At 69.7% G+C, this 14,441-nt stretch carries 14 protein-coding genes; 4 read left to right on the top strand and 10 right to left on the bottom strand.

Annotation, left to right across the window (positions count from 1 at the left end):
- Nucleotides 1-52: 52 nt before the first annotated feature.
- Entirely contained in the window at nucleotides 53-496 is a 444-nt protein-coding gene (locus tag H5407_RS17195; RefSeq protein WP_183105711.1) for a hypothetical protein, read from the bottom strand.
- Nucleotides 489-893 (bottom strand): phage holin family protein, encoded by a 405-nt coding sequence (locus H5407_RS17190; protein WP_183105710.1) that lies wholly within the window; start codon nucleotides 891-893, stop codon nucleotides 489-491. Before H5407_RS17190 ends, H5407_RS17195 begins: the two co-directional genes overlap by 8 nt.
- Before the next feature lie 405 nt (nucleotides 894-1,298).
- On the opposite strand from H5407_RS17190, the gene H5407_RS17185 reads away from it, so the two are divergent.
- Nucleotides 1,299-3,548 (top strand): bifunctional diguanylate cyclase/phosphodiesterase, encoded by a 2,250-nt coding sequence (locus H5407_RS17185; protein WP_183105709.1) that lies wholly within the window; start codon nucleotides 1,299-1,301, stop codon nucleotides 3,546-3,548.
- Nucleotides 3,549-3,611: 63 nt separating this feature from the next.
- Here the strand turns inward: H5407_RS17185 and H5407_RS17180 are convergent, their stop codons facing one another.
- The 3 genes from H5407_RS17180 to H5407_RS17170 form a co-directional block, all read right to left on the bottom strand.
- Nucleotides 3,612-3,911, bottom strand: coding sequence for a DUF883 family protein (locus H5407_RS17180; protein ID WP_183105708.1), 300 nt, complete (start codon nucleotides 3,909-3,911; stop codon nucleotides 3,612-3,614).
- Between the two features lie 113 nt (nucleotides 3,912-4,024).
- Entirely contained in the window at nucleotides 4,025-4,735 is a 711-nt protein-coding gene (locus H5407_RS17175; RefSeq protein WP_183105707.1) for a response regulator, read from the bottom strand.
- Nucleotides 4,732-6,228, bottom strand: a complete 1,497-nt coding sequence (locus H5407_RS17170) for an ATP-binding protein (protein ID WP_183105706.1) — start codon at nucleotides 6,226-6,228, stop codon at nucleotides 4,732-4,734. The genes H5407_RS17175 and H5407_RS17170 overlap by 4 nt, the downstream gene beginning before the upstream one ends.
- A gap of 118 nt (nucleotides 6,229-6,346) precedes the next feature.
- Between H5407_RS17170 and H5407_RS17165 the strand changes: the two genes are divergently transcribed.
- Together H5407_RS17165 and H5407_RS17160 are read left to right on the top strand one after the other, a co-directional pair.
- A complete protein-coding gene (locus tag H5407_RS17165; RefSeq protein WP_183105705.1) occupies nucleotides 6,347-6,808 on the top strand; it encodes a hypothetical protein in 462 nt (153 codons plus the stop codon).
- A gap of 51 nt (nucleotides 6,809-6,859) precedes the next feature.
- Nucleotides 6,860-8,134, top strand: a complete 1,275-nt coding sequence (locus H5407_RS17160; RefSeq protein WP_183105704.1) for a cytochrome-c peroxidase — start codon at nucleotides 6,860-6,862, stop codon at nucleotides 8,132-8,134.
- Nucleotides 8,135-8,148: 14 nt separating this feature from the next.
- Here the strand turns inward: H5407_RS17160 and H5407_RS17155 are convergent, their stop codons facing one another.
- The 4 genes from H5407_RS17155 to H5407_RS17140 form a co-directional block, all read right to left on the bottom strand.
- A complete protein-coding gene (locus tag H5407_RS17155) occupies nucleotides 8,149-9,426 on the bottom strand; it encodes a GNAT family N-acetyltransferase (RefSeq protein WP_183105703.1) in 1,278 nt (425 codons plus the stop codon).
- 371 nt (nucleotides 9,427-9,797) lie between these two features.
- Nucleotides 9,798-10,913 (bottom strand): alanine dehydrogenase, encoded by a 1,116-nt coding sequence (gene ald / locus H5407_RS17150; RefSeq protein ID WP_183105702.1) that lies wholly within the window; start codon nucleotides 10,911-10,913, stop codon nucleotides 9,798-9,800.
- A 159-nt stretch (nucleotides 10,914-11,072) separates the two neighbouring features.
- Nucleotides 11,073-11,318, bottom strand: coding sequence for a hypothetical protein (locus H5407_RS17145; protein WP_183105701.1), 246 nt, complete (start codon nucleotides 11,316-11,318; stop codon nucleotides 11,073-11,075).
- Between the two features lie 9 nt (nucleotides 11,319-11,327).
- The gene (locus tag H5407_RS17140) at nucleotides 11,328-12,839 is read right to left on the bottom strand and encodes a C25 family cysteine peptidase (RefSeq protein WP_183105700.1); all 1,512 of its coding nucleotides are present in this window, start codon (nucleotides 12,837-12,839) and stop codon (nucleotides 11,328-11,330) included.
- Nucleotides 12,840-13,070: 231 nt separating this feature from the next.
- On the opposite strand from H5407_RS17140, the gene H5407_RS17135 reads away from it, so the two are divergent.
- Nucleotides 13,071-13,595, top strand: a complete 525-nt coding sequence (locus H5407_RS17135; protein WP_183105699.1) for a hypothetical protein — start codon at nucleotides 13,071-13,073, stop codon at nucleotides 13,593-13,595.
- Nucleotides 13,596-13,640: 45 nt separating this feature from the next.
- Here the strand turns inward: H5407_RS17135 and H5407_RS17130 are convergent, their stop codons facing one another.
- Nucleotides 13,641-14,414 (bottom strand): ABC transporter substrate-binding protein, encoded by a 774-nt coding sequence (locus tag H5407_RS17130; protein ID WP_183105698.1) that lies wholly within the window; start codon nucleotides 14,412-14,414, stop codon nucleotides 13,641-13,643.
- Nucleotides 14,415-14,441 lie beyond the last annotated feature (27 nt).

Genomic DNA, 14,441 nt, shown 5'->3' with positions numbered 1-14,441 from the left:
CCCGGCAATGGGCTTCGCCGAGCCCTTGCCGTGCGCGAGGATGCGGGCCCGCTCAGGGGCCGGGCGGCGTGCCGGTCGCCATCGAAGGCGATGCGGCAGGAGTTTCAGGAGCTGCGGAGGCGGCCTCGGTCGCCGCCGCGTTCACGGCGTCCCTTCCTGCGCCGTTCTCCCTTGCCGGAGACCCGCCATCCCAGGCCCGCCACAGCCCGTAGGCCGCGCGCCCCAGCCTCAGCCAGGGCAGCCAGCGGCGCCAGCGCCTTTGGGCAGAACGGGCTCCCAGGCCAGCCAGCAGGCCCAGGCCCATCGCACTCCAGCGGCCGGCCGGCGCCTGCGTCCAGGAACGCCAGCGGTGCCAGACCCCAATGCCCAGGTCGCCGATGGTCAGCGCGGGCCGCAGCCGCGCCGCATCGGCCGCCAGTTCTGTGCGCAGCTCGGCTTGACGCAGGCGCAGCTCCAGCTGCCGCTGCTTCAGGGCCAATCGGCGGGCCTCAAACATCGGGACCTCCGCGCAGCAGGGCGCGGTCACGCTGGAGTTCAGCCAGACTCTGCTCGAACAGGCCGCTGGGCGCCGACAGTTTCACCAGGGCCCAACGCCAGGCGGCCCAGGCCCCCAGGCCATAGAGGATGGCCAGCCCCAAGGCCATCAGCCACTGCCAGGGCGCCGGCAGCAACCAGACCAGAGCCAGACTCAGCAATCCCAAAGCCACGGCGCCCAGCACCAGGCACATCAGCAGTCCGGCGAGACCGGAGAACAGGCGCAGCTTCTCGGCCTCCCATTCGGTACCCAGCAGGGCCAGGCGCAGTTGCAGGCTCTCCAGCACGCGGTCCAGGCTGCGGCGCAGCTGGCTCTCAAGGCCGGCGGACGGATTCTCGGGCGGGGCGTCCAGGGACATGCGGGGAGCGGACGCAGCGGTCCGCAGCAATAGCAACGATGTCATTGTGCGCCGCCCGACGGCCGGCCCGGCGCCACTGTGGCGCACAGGACGCAGCAAGCCCCGCGCGACCCACCGGACAAACCCTGAAGCAGCGCTGCCTGGGGCGAACGCCACTGGGGCGATCCCCGAGGCCGTTCTGCTTTGCAGCCCCGGTGCTTTGCGAGATAGTCCGGGCTATGCGGTCTGTCGACTCCTCGCCGAATGCGGCACAACTCCACGCGCCATGGATGCCGGAAGCGCGGCCTTCGCGTGTAAGCTCAGCCCAGCCGTCGCCGCATGCTGCCCGACCAGGCTGCCCCACCCATCGCAGGACTCGGGGCTGGCAGCGCAACGACATCGTTTCCGCCGTACAGGATCCGCTTCATGCCTGAGAACAACAGCCTGGCACCCGCAGCCGGCGTCCCCGTGGACGACGATGACCTGCTCGAGTTTCTGGACGGTCCCGAACACCATGACGAGCTTGAGGCTGGCGATGACCTGCCTCCCTGGCGCATCCTGATCGTCGATGACGACGCCGACGTCCACAAGGCCACCGAGCTGGCCATGCAGGGGCTGCGGGTCGAGGGCGTGCCCCTGAGCTTCCTGCATGCCGACTCGGCCGCCGCCGCGCGCGACATGCTGGCCCGCGAGCCCGACCTGGCCGTGGTGCTGCTGGATGTGGTGATGGAATCCGAGGACGCCGGCCTGCAGTTGGTGCGCTTCATCCGCGACGAGCTCAAGCTGCGCGCCGTGCGCATCGTGCTGCGCACCGGCCAGCCGGGCTATGCGCCGGAGATCGAGACGGTCCAGTCCTACGACATCAACGACTACAAGACCAAGTCCGAGCTGACCCGCACCCGCCTCTACACGGTACTGACGGCCGCGATCCGTTCCTACCGCCAGATCCGCGCCCTCGAGTCCAACCGCAAGGGCCTGGAGTTGATCGTCGAGGCCAGTACTGAACTGAGCCGACTGCACGGCATCAATCGTTTCGCCGAAGGCGTGGTGACCCAGCTCTGCGCCCTGCTGGGCATCCTGCCCGAAGGCCTGGTCTGCGCCCACATGAGCAACGATGAGCGCCAACCCGCGCGCGTCATCGGCGCCGCCGGCCAGTACAGCAGCCTGATCAACTCCCCGCTCAGCGCGGTGAAGGTCAGCCGCATCCGCGAGATGCTGGAGCGCTGCCTGCAGGAGAAGCGCAGCCTCTACGAAGACGTCACCTGCCTCTACTTCGGCCTCAGCGACGGCCGGGCCATGGCGGCCATGGTCGATGTCGGCCGGCCGCTGGAGGAGCTGGACCAGCAGCTGCTGCGGGCCTTCTGCTCCAACATCGCCGTGGGCTTCGAGAACGTCGTGCTCTACGGCCAGTTGCTGGACCACGCCTACAACGACCAGCTGCTGCACCTGCCCAACCGCACCCGCTTCATCGAGGTGCTGGAGCAGAACCTCAAGGCGCCCGAGGGTGTGACCCTGGCCCTGATCGACCTCGACGACTTCGCCGAGATCAACGACGCCTTCGGCCACCGATTTGGCGACCAGGTCCTGCAGGCCGTAGTGCAGCGCATGAGTGCCCAGCTCGGCTTCAACACCTCCATGGCCCGCATCTCCTCGGATGCCTTCGGCCTGCTGGGGCCGGAGAGCCTGGTCAACGGCGAGCGCATCCGCGCGCTGTTCGTGGAGCCTTTCGTGGTCGCCGGCGAACGCCTGCAGCTCTCTGCCACCACTGGCCTGGTGCGGCTGACCGATTCGGAGTCCATCGGCTCCGAGCTGCTGCTCGATGCCCAGATCGCGCTCAAGCGCGCCAAGGTGCAGCACCGCGGTTCCTCGCAGTACTTCTCCTCCGCGATGGGCGTCGATGCCCGCGAGCGCTTCAAGCTGCTCAAGGGTCTGCGCGCCAGCTTCGAGGAGCGCCGCCTCTTCGTGGTCTACCAGCCGCAGGTGGACCTGACCACCGGTCGGCCCATCGCCGCCGAGGCCCTGCTGCGCTGGCGCACGGCCGAGGGTCAGTTCGTGCCGCCGGACCAGTTCATCCCGCTGGCCGAGCAGTCGGGCCTGATCATCAGCATCGGAGACTTCGTGCTGCGCACCTCCTGCCACCAGGTGCGCCGCCTGATCGACCAGGGCCATCGCGACTTCCGCATCGCGGTGAACATCTCCTTGGCCCAGTTCCGCCATCCCTGCTTCATCGACACCTTGAAGGCCGCGCTGACCGATGCCGGCATCAAGGGCGGCAACCTGGAGCTGGAGATCACGGAGTCCATGGCCATGGAGGACATCGCCACCGTGCTGCGCGTGCTGGCCGATATCCGCGAGACCGGCGCCTCGGTGGCCATCGACGACTTCGGCACCGGCTTCTCCTCGCTGAGCCAGCTGCGCCAGCTGCAGGTAGAGCGCCTCAAGATCGACCGCGCCTTCGTCCGCGAGGCCCAGCACTCCAGCGCAGGCAGCACCATCGCGCAGATGGTGGTGAACCTGGGCTGCGGCCTGGGCATGCGGGTGATCGCCGAGGGCATCGAGACCGAGGAGCAGCGCCAGCAACTCCTGGCCCTGGGTTGCCATGAGGGCCAGGGTTGGCTCTTCGCCAAGCCCATGCTCTCGGATGACCTTGAACGCTGGCTGCAGCAGCCGCACTGACACCGCTCACCCGCCCTCCCGGGCCGCGAGTAGGCAGCGCCCATCAGGCGCTGCCATCCCCGCTCAGCGACGCGCGATCAGCATGCCCAGCAGCAGGCCCACACCGGCCGCCACGCCGATGGCCTGCCAGGGCTTCTCGTGCACATAGGCGTCGGCGGCCTTGGCCTTCTCGACTGCGGTGGCCTGCAGGTCCTGCAAGCCACGCCGTGCACGATCCAGCGTGGCCTGCACCTTGGCGCGCAGCTCGGCGGCGCCAGCGCCGGTCTGGTCCGCCGTGGCGCGCAGCAAGGACTCGGCCTCGGCAACCACTGCATGCAGATCCGCCATCAGGCGGTCCTTCTGGCCTTGACTCATCTCGCTCATCGTCGGCTCCTCATGAATCCCGTGGGACTGTGTTTGTACACCCGGGGCCGAGCCTGCGGTAGCCCGATGCCTCGGCGTCGGCAGGGCCTCTTGTCCTGGCTCAAGCGCGGCGATCAGAGATCCAGGCGATAGCCCACGCCATAGACCGCACTGACGGGCTCCTGGGGCGGGCTCAGCTGCGCCAGCTTGCGCCGGATGTTCTTCACATGGCTGTCGATGACGCGGTCGCTGACGTCGCGGAAGTCCTCGTGCAGCTGCTCCAGCAGCTGGGCCCGGCTGAAGACCCGCCCCGGATGACGCAGCAGCAGGCGCAGCAGGCGGAACTCCAGCGGCGTCAGCTGCAGGGCCTGCCCCTGCCAGAAGAGGCGCTGCCCGGCCTCATCCACTGCATAGCCGCCCTCCATTGCCTGCGGGCCCGGCGCGACCAGCCCAGGCAGGCGGCCCTGGGCGCGACGCAGCAGGGCCCTGACCCGCGCCACCGCCTCGCGTGGGCTGAAGGGCTTGCAGAGATAGTCATCAGCCCCCAGCTCCAGGCCCAGCAGGCGGTCCAGCTCGTCCACACGAGCGCTGACCATCAGCACCGGCAGGGCCGAGAACTGGCGCAACTCGCGGCAAAGGCTAAGCCCGTCCAGGCCCGGCAGCATGAGATCCAGCACCAGCAGGGCCGGTGGCGACTGGCGCAGCAGGGGCAGCGCTTGCGCCCCGTCGCCCAGGACCTGGGTCTCGTAGCCTGCGGCCTGAAGATAGTCAGCCAGCAGGGCCGCGATCTTGGCCTCGTCCTCGACGATGAGAATGCGCTGCGGGCTCAGGTCAGGCGTGTTCATGCCGCGTCTCCGGTACGGGCCACGAGCGGCAGGCTCAGGCATTGAGCCAGTCCGCCTAGCGCGGAGACCTCCGCCTGCAAGCTGCCCCCATGACTCAAGGCCAGTGCCCGCGCGATGCTCAGGCCCAGGCCGCTGCCCCCGCTGGCACGGCTGCGCGAGGCCTCGGCACGGAACAGGGGATCGAAGAGCTGACGCAGCTGCTGAGGCGGCAGGCCCGGCGCGCTGTCCTCGACCACGATCTGCACCGACTCGCCGCGCCGCCGCGCCCGCAGCAGCACGCGGCCCGGCGCGTCGGTGTAACGCAGGCTGTTCTCCAGCAGATTGCCCAGCAACTGGCCGATGCGCTCGCCATCCCAGCGGGCCGTACCCAGCGAATCGTCCAGGTCCAGCTGCAGCTGCAGGCCCTTGACCCGCATGCGCTCTTCCACCCGCTGGCCGGCCTGGCGCAGCAGGGCCGCCACGTCCACGGGTTCGAACTGGCAGGGCAGGCGGCGCAGGTCGGACATGGCCAGCAGGTGAAAGTCCTCGATCAGGCGGTGCAATCGCTGCACTTCATCCTGCAGCGAGGCCAGCGCCGCGGCACTCCAGGGCCGCACGCCATCGGCGAGCGCCTCCAGCTCACCGCGCAGGATGGCCAGGGGCGTGCGCAGCTCGTGCGAGAGCTGTGCGATCCACCGCCGGCGCTCGCCGTCGGTCTGCTGCAGGGACGCTGCCATGGCGTTGAGGTCCCGCATCAGGGCGCCGATCTCGTCGGCCCGGTCCTGTGGCACGCGAACGCCCAGTTCGCCCAGGGCCATGCGACGGGCCGCCTGCTGGGCCTGCTGCAGGGGGCGCAGCCAGCGCCGGGCCAGCAAAAGAGCCAGCGTCAGAGCCACCAGCAGGCTGAGGCCGGCAACGGCCGCGATGCCCAGAGTCTGGCGGCGCAGGAACTGGCCATCGACGTCGTCGTGGACCTCGCTGCGATCGGCCAGGAAGAGGTATGCCTGCGTCAGCCCCTGGCGCTTCAGCGCGCGGCGCTGCCCGGCCTGCTGCAGAGCCTCCGGGCGCCCGGCCAGCCACCGGCCCTGGGCATCCAGCAGGACCAGGCGCTGGCCCAGCCGGGCCGGATCACGCGGCGGGCGCGGCGGGCGCGGCGGTGGCGGCGGAGCCTGCAGGGGCCGTGGGTGGCGCAGCTGGTCGGGCGGTGCCTGGGTCTCGAGGGCGCGTGGAGCGGGCTCGTCGGTCAGGAGCTCGGCGTCCAACTGCGGGGACGTGCGCTCCAGCCATTGATGCATGAAGCCGCGCAGCTCGCGGGGAGAAAGGCCGTCCAGCCGGTCGAGGTCGGCCTCCGCAGCCTGCATCAGCCTGTCCAGGACCACGCCGTCCTGCAAGCGCAGGTAGTCGCTGAAGCCGCGCCTCAAGTTCCAGACCTGCAGGCTGGCCATGGCTCCAACCGCCAGCAGCACGGTCAGCGCCATCAGCAGGGCCAGCTGGTGCACGAGTCGCAATCGCATGGCGGCATCTTAGGCGGGCAGGCCGGCCAAATTGTGGAGCCCGTCTCCACAGTTTCTCCATGCTCGCTGCCCAATCGGCGCGCAGGCTGAAGGCCTTGCCAACCATTGAGGATCGACCATGCATTCCCATCCCACCCGCCGCATCGCCGTCGCGGCCTTGCTGGCCCTGTGGCCCCTGCTGCAGGCCCAGGCCCAGACGCCGTCCGGCCCGCCAGAAGCCTCGTCCGTGCATTGTGCGCGGCCGCCCCATCCGCCCCATCCGCCACGCCCGCCCCGGCCGACAGCCGAGCAGCGTGAGCGGCATCTTCAGAAGTCCCTGGCCCTGAACGCCGAACAGGCAAAACAGCTCGACGCCCTGCTGAGTCAGGCCCTCGAGCAGGGGCAGCCGCCCGACGAGGCCCGCCTGGCCCAGCTGCTGAACGCCGAACAGCGCCAGCGTCTGCGCGAGCTTCAGCCCCCCGCACCGCCCCCTTTGCCGCCGATGCCGGAGGCCCCCGCGGGCTGCGAGCAGCGGGCACGCGCAACGCCGCCGGCACAGCCCGCGCCCAAGGCCTCGTCCGCCGCCAAGCCTGCGGGTTGAGCGCCGGCGCTGCACCTGCCCCCATCCTCGCCACCTCGACAGGAGTCCTCCATGCCTACCCTGCCCTCAGCCCTGCGCCACGGCGCGCTGGCCTTTGCCACCCTCTTGCTCGTCGCCTGCGGCGGGGGCAGCCCCGGCACCGGGTCGGGGCCTGACAGCAGCGCCACCGCGGCCGGCAGCGGCGATGCCGAAGCCCGCGAGCAGGCCGAAGCCCTGCGCAGCCCGCCCCCCAGCCTGTCCAGCGTGGGCGAGAGGCTGTTCAATGAGCCCCGGCTCTCGGCCAGCGGCCGGCTGTCCTGCGCCGGCTGCCATGTGGCGGCGCAGGCCCATGCCGACAGGGCCGGCAGCTTCCTGCCCGTCGGCGGGCTCAGCGTGGACCAGCAGGGCCTGCGCAGCAGCCCCAGCCTGCGCTACCTCAATGGCACGCCCGCCTTCAGCATCGACGCTCAGGGGCGCCCCCATGGCGGCCTGTTCTGGGATGGCCGGGCCAATGACCGTGCGGCCCAGGCCCGCGGCCCGCTCTTCGCCGCCAATGAGATGGCCAACGCTGATGTGGCCAGCTATGTGCGCCGCCTTCGCACGGCCCCCGCCTTTGCCGACCTGCTGTCCGCCAGCGGCCTTCCCGCATCTGCTACCGATGCCCAGCTGCTGGACGCCAGCCTTCAGGCCCTGGCCCGCTACCAGCAGCAGGACCCGGCCTTCGCACCCTTCAGCAGCAAATTCGACGCCGTACAGGACGGACGGGCCCGCTTCAGCGAGCAGGAGGCACGCGGCTTCGCGGCCTTCACCGACCCTCGCAAGGGCAACTGCGCGGCCTGCCACAGTACCAGCCCGCCACCCAATGCGCCGGCCGGCGCCCGGGCCCTGTTCACCAACCATGCCTACTTCGCCCTGGGCGTGCCCCGCAACCGCAGCGTCGCAACGCAGGACCCAACCTTCTTCGACCTGGGCCTGTGCGGCCCGCAGCGCAAGGACCTCAGCGCGCAAACCACGCTATGCGGCAAGTTCCGCGTTCCCAGCCTGCGCAATGTGGCCCTGACGGCGCCCTACTTCCACAACGCCCGCTTCCAGACGCTGGAGGAGGTGGTGGGCTTCTACGCGACGCGCGAGCTGGACCCGGCGCGCTGGTACCCGGTGCTCAACGGGCAGGTGCAGCGCTACGACGATCTCCCGGCCGTCTACCAGGCCAATGTGCACCGCGGCCCGCCCTTCGACCGCCGCCCCGGCCAGCTGCCGGCCCTGGGCCCGCAGGATGTCAGCGACATCGTCAGCTTCCTGAAGACGCTCAGCGACGGCTTCCAAGCGCCGGCCGCAACGCAGCAATGAGCGAAAGGGGCGGCTCAGGCGGCCTTCGCGGCCTTGGCCGCCCGCCGCGCGCGCCAGCCCTTCACGGCCTGGTGCCAGCCCTTGGCCCGCTCCAGCCACTCGCCGAACAGGCGTTCCGCCGAACACAGGGCCGAGGTCCGCAGGCTGGACTTGTACAGCAGGAGATGCCCCCGCATCTCGACCCGGTTGGAAGACTGGTGGCTGTGCGAGGGCGAGCTGTAGCCCAGGTCGATGGCACTGAAGCGCCCTTCGCTGCTGAGGTCCTCGATGGCCAGGTACAGGATGGAGGTGCCGACCGAAAAGCGCAGCATGGCCGGGTCGGTCAGCACGTTGTGCAGGTGCAGGGTCTCGCCATACTGCGTGGCCACCAGGGCCGCCACGGGCATGCCGCCCGACTGCAGCACATAGCAGCGCAGCAGCCCCTGGCGGGCCATGACCACGAACTTCTCGTTTGAGATCAGTGCCGCCTTGACCTCGGACGGCGCCAGCCTCTCGATGGCCACGGCCAACTGATCGACGGCGCCGGGCTGGTCGATGCGCAGCAGCTCCAGGGGTGCATGCTCGCGCAACAGGCGGATCTGGCGCTTGAGGTTGTAGCGGTGCTTGCTGCCGAACTGGGCCAGGTAGGCGTTGAAGTCGCCGGGCAGTGGGATCTTGTGGCATTCGCGCCAGCCGTTCAGCATGCAGGCGACGAGGCCGCGCTGGCTGCTCGCCACCGCGTGCAGGCTCAGCTGGCAGGCGCTGTGCTGGGGCAGGGCCGGCAGGGATAGCCCCACCACGCGCGGCCGCTCGGACAGCAGGAAGCGCACCAGGCTCTCCAGCACGGCCGGAGATTCCTCGCCCAGCATTGCGCTGCCCATCACCGTGCCCACATGCAGCGAGCCCAGCTTCATCCGCCAGTGCCGGACCTGCAGGCCTATGGCCAGGTCACGGTAGCGGATGGGCGTCAGGGCCAGCAAGCGGCCATCGCCCGCATCACGCACGGTGAGGATCTCCACCTCCGCGGGGTCCTGGCTGGTGGCCCGGATGTACTGCAGGAACTCGGGGGACTGGTAGATGGGCTCCGGGCCGCTGCTGGCCGCCAGCAGGGACCGCCATTCGCGCAGGAACACGGGATCATGCTCGCGCTCGGTCTCCCACTGGACACGATAGGGCTGTAGCCGGGCGGACGCCCCTGCGCCGAAACGGCGGGGCCCGGCCTGCGGCGCGGCAGGCGCTTCCGTGCGGCACGCCCATGCGCCCACTTCCGCACTTGAGATGTCGACCTGCTTCAGCACCTTTGCCCCACCCATTACCATCTTCTGACTGGCAGCCTCGCCCTTGCGCGCCGGCTGCACCTCCCCTGTCCTTGCGTCTGCGGCCTCGCGGGCCCGCAGTGCTGCCGTCTCCCAGAAACAAAGGGAAACGCTTTGGCAGTGGCGGCGATGATATGCGCGCCGAGCTCCCCTGCAGCCACAGCAAAGGACCCGTCCCTTCATTCGAGGGGACTCCACCTTGTGCAAGTCCGCACACTTGATGCGGGAATGCGTCCGGGCAGCGGATGGTAGCCTTCGCAGAACCTTAGCACCCTGGTGAAACGCAAACTTTCAAACAGCTTTCAGCCCCCCCCTGAGAACGAAAAAAGCCGGGCGGACCCGGCTTCGTCTTGCAGGCTGCAAGCTGCTCAGGCAAGCAGTGCATCGGCCGCAACATAGTCGTAGCCCAGGTCGCGGGCCACGGCTTCGTAGGTGACCTTGCCCTCGGCCACGTTGAGGCCGGCCTTGAGATGGGCGTTGTCCCGAAGGGCCTGGCGCCAGCCCTTGTCGGCCAGGGCCACGGCATGGCCGATGGTGGCGTTGTTCAACGCGAAGGTGGAGGTGCGGGCCACGGCGCCGGGCATATTGGCCACGCAGTAGTGCACCACGCCATCCACAAGGTAGGTGGGCTCAGCATGGGTGGTGGCGTGAGAGGTCTCGAAGCAGCCGCCTTGGTCGATGGCCACGTCCACCACGACGGCGCCCTTCTTCATGCGCGAGACCATGTCGCGGGTCACCAGCTTGGGGGCGGCGGCACCGGGAATCAGTACGCCACCGATGACGAGGTCGGCCGCCAGCACGGACTCCTCCACGCTCTGGGCATTGGAGTACAGCGTGGTGATGCGATTGCCGAAGACCAGGTCGAGCTGGCGCAGGCGGTCCACGCTCTTGTCCAGCACGGTGACGCGGGCGCCCAGGCCCACGGCCATCTGCAGTGCGTGGGTACCGACCACGCCGGCACCGATGATGGTCACGTGAGCCGGCGCCACGCCTGGCACACCGCCCAACAGCACGCCCATGCCGCCCTTGCTCTTCTCCAGGTGGGCTGCACCGGCCTGGATGGACATACGCCCGGCGACCTCGCTCATGGGTGCCAGCAGGGGCAGGCCGCCGCCGGGGCCGGTGATGGTCTCGTAGGCAATGCAGATCGCGCCGCTCTTGACCAGCGCTGCGGTCTGCTCGGGGTCCGGCGCCAGGTGCAGGTAGGTGTAGAGAATCTGCCCTTCACGCAGCATCGCGCATTCCTGCGGCTGCGGTTCCTTGACCTTGACGATCATGTCGCTCTGGGCGAAAACGGTCGCGGCGTCCGGGGCGATCTGCGCGCCGGCGGCGACGTACTGCTCGTCGCTCAGGCCAATGGCGGCACCGGCCTGCGTCTGCACCAGCACGCGGTGGCCGCGGCTGGTCAGCTCGCGCACGCTGGCCGGGGTCAGCCCGACGCGGTACTCATGGTTCTTGATTTCTTTCGGGCATCCGATCTGCATGGCTTGTCTCCTTGTGGGGCCTTTTGAGCCTTGATTCAGAAGCCCTGGGTTTTACGACCGCCGCCTGCACCCCCGCAAGCGCCATTCACCGATCTCGGCCCTTATTAGCCGCGCTTATGGCGCAGCGCAGCATGGGCTGCGGGCGCCTTGGGCCTGCGCTCAGGCCATCGTCCACGACTCGATCTGCAGCACCCCGCTTTGCAACTGGCGGGCCTGCACCTGCAGGCGCTGCCCGAGCAGGGCCTGCAGCGCCTCGTCGCGGTAGTCATTGCCTCCCAGGCGGCGCACAGGCAAGACCTGCCCCCCGTCCAGGCGCAGCACGAGGCCCTGACGCTCGCTCTTGCTGCCGGCAGCAAGCAGGCGGCGTTCCAGCACGCCGGTCCAGGTCTGCAGGGGCAGGCTCATGCGGCGCCCTCACCCACCACGGGCGTGCAGGCGGCGGACATGCAGCAGCTCACCCCCCTGCTCCGTGGCCACCAGGGTGATGAGCTGGCCGTTGGTGCGCCGGCCCTTGAGCATATGGATGCTGCGGGCCGGCACTTTCGGGCCTTGCTTGGCTGCCTGCAGCACATAGCTGCGCCGGCGTACCTGGCGGATGTCCAGGCCGCTTTCCTTCGCCATGGCGCGCAGCACCTTCTCGACCGACGCGGCCGGCGCCTGCTGACTGTCCCGCAGCCGGGGCAGCGAGCGGCCCAGGTTCAGCCCCTCGCGCTCCAGCCGCTCGCGGCGCAGGCCGCGCACGCCACGGTCCTGCACCTTGGCGAAGGCCGCCTTGAAGGCACGGGTCTTGGCCAGGGCATGGCTGGCGAAGCCCACCGGCTGCAGCGAGGGATCGCCCAGCAGGTAGAACTGCGCCAGGGTCTTGAGGTCCACAGGGTCGAGGTGGGTGCGCTCGCCTGCAAACCTTTGCCGGGCCTCCAGGGCTGCTCGGCCCAGTGAGGCGCCGGCCAGCACGCGCTGCAGGAAGTACTGGCAGATCAGGTCCGCGGAACCATTGCCCTCGCTGGGGCCGTAGGCGATGGTGGTGCTGCCGAAAAAGCCCGTGGCGCCGTCGGCCAGGTAGCTCAGTGCGATGCCCAGATGCCCTCCCGCGTCCTTGGGGTCGTAGAGTTGCGCGCCATAGCAGCACTCGGCGGCAATCACCGTGCCCGCGCTGATGCGGCCGCGCAGCAGGCTGGCCCGGTGCGCCACCGGGTAGTCGTCGCCGTGCTGGCCCAGGTACTCGGGGCTGGTGTCACCGCCATGACAGTTGATGAAATGCACCCGCGGCGCCAGTTCGGCCTTGCTCCAGCGGGGGCCCTGGGACGGCGCCAGCTTGAGCTGCTCGGCCTGCCCGAACAGATTGCGGAGGCTCAAGCGCGTGGAGGCCTGCCACTGCGCGGCACTGAGCCCGAAAAAGGTGTGGAACTGCTCGCGCGGCAAGGGTTCGGCGCGGGCCGCGGCACGGATCAGCTGCAGCAGCAGATCCGGCTTGCTCGCGCCGGGGGGGTCCGGCAGCCGCCCCACCACACGGCTTGGGCCCTGGAAGCGCGCGGGGTCAGTGCTGTAGGGCGCCTCACAGGCATAGGGGAGGTCGCTGGGCACGGTCTTGTCGGCGTCGCCGTCATCGCCGGTGTAGGCCGGGTTGACCAGGGGCACCAGGGGCAGCACATCCTGTGCGCCCAGCAGCAAAAAATAATGGGGCGCCAGCTTGCCGGCCAGGCCGTCGATGGCGGCCTTGAGCGACTTCGCGTCCGTGCGAGCCACGGGTGCCAGGCCCTGCGCCTTCATCGCGGCCGCCTCGTCCACGCTCAGCACCAGGGTATCGATGCCGCGGCGTCGATCCGCCGTCACCAGAGCCCTGAGTGCGGCGTCGATGCGCGCAAGGCCGGCCGTGCCGTACTTGCTCTTCAGTGCAGCGCCATGACGAAGAATCAGTTTGTCCATGCGAGGAGCTCCCGGTGCGTCGAAGCGGGCATTGTTGCGGTCACGCCCCTGTCAGGACAAGGACCACGCCCTAGTTCGTCCGGAAGCCGCCGGGCAGCGTCAACGGCGCGGCACGGGACGGCCACATGGCGCAGGCCCTGTCACCGGGGCATCAAAGTCGCTGGGCATCATGCGGGCTCCGACGGTTCCCCACGCAGGGGGATTTCCCACCCACCCTCGCCCTGGACTCCCATGAGACTGCAAAAGACCGATCTGGCCCGCCAGTTGCTGGGCAACCCCCGCCGCGATCTGCCGGCCGGCCATCGCATGCTGCTGATCACGGTGGACGGCCGCCGTGACCTGCGACAGCTGCGTGAGCTCGCCCGCAATATGGGACTGAACCCCAGCGTCGTCGAGGACCTCTACGGCCGCGGACTGATCGCCCCGGTGGAGGCCGATCTGCTGGCGCAGCAGGACGCCCACCGTGCCGCGGAACTCGAACGCGCCCAGCGCGAGGCCCTGGCGCGCCAGCAGGCCGCCGTGCAGCAGGCCCGGCGCCTGGCGCGGGCCAAGCTCTATGCCCTGGACTTGGTGGCCCGCATGCTGGTCGGGCAGGATGGCGAGTTGCGCGCCCTCGCCCGCCACATCGACAGCGAGGACGGACTGCAGCTCTGGATCGAGGCCGCCGCCCAGCAGATCCGCGAGCGTTCCAGCGACGAGCGGGCCGAGCGTTTCAAAGAGCGCGTGCAGGAGGAGCTGGGGCTGGCGCTGGCCTGACCGGGGCGATCAGCAACAGGTGCTCGGGAGCCCCTGGTCCGGCACTCAGCGACCGGCCAGGCGCTCCTGGGCGGCCCGCTCCTGCAGGGTCTTGAGTTCTCCGGAGCTGCGCAGCGTCTCGAAGGCCGCGGCAAAGCGTCTGAACAGCGCCTCGTTGACCTGGCGATTGAAGGCGAAGTAGCAGCCATAGCCCTTCTGCAGCACATGGGCCACCGTCAACTGGCCCGCATCCAGGCCCAGGCGGGACGCCTGATGCTGGTAGGGCAGGGACAGGCCCGCGACCATGTCCAGGTGGCCGGCGTAGAGCATTCGCGTGGAGGTTTCGCTGCCGGGGGTCTGGTAGATGCTGCGTTCAGGCATGCCGGCCTCTCGCACCATTTTGCCCGCGGGCGAGCCCTTGACCACACCGATGCGCAGAACCCGGGCGTCCGCCGCATGGGGGCTGAATTCCATGCCGCTGCTGCGCAGGGTGAGCACCACCACATCGCAGTCGTCCAGCGGCCCCACCCAGCGATACAGCGGCTCGCGAGCCGGCGTGCGAACGACGACGTAGAGGAAGCTGTTGGGCAGGTCCTCCACCGTCTTCAGGCCGCGGGCAAAGGGTTGGATGCTGCGCTGCACACGCAGGCCGCTCTGCGCGGCCACGCGGTCCAGGACCTCATTGGCCAGGCCGACGAAACGTCCGCCATCCAGGTAGGAAAAGGGCGGGACGTCCTCGGTGACGCCCAGAAGGTCCCCGGCCTGCACCTGGGTCCCTGCGCAGAGCGTCAGCGCAGTGGCGGCGGCAAGCAGCGCCTGGCGCCATGCATGGACTTCCATCACGACCTCCCTGGGCGTCCGGATTGC

Source organism: Mitsuaria sp. WAJ17, assembly GCF_014174515.1.
In the GTDB taxonomy this organism is placed as follows: domain Bacteria; phylum Pseudomonadota; class Gammaproteobacteria; order Burkholderiales; family Burkholderiaceae_C; genus Roseateles_B.
Note: the sequence above shows the minus strand (reverse complement) of the source record. Positions and strands in the feature narration are given on the sequence as shown.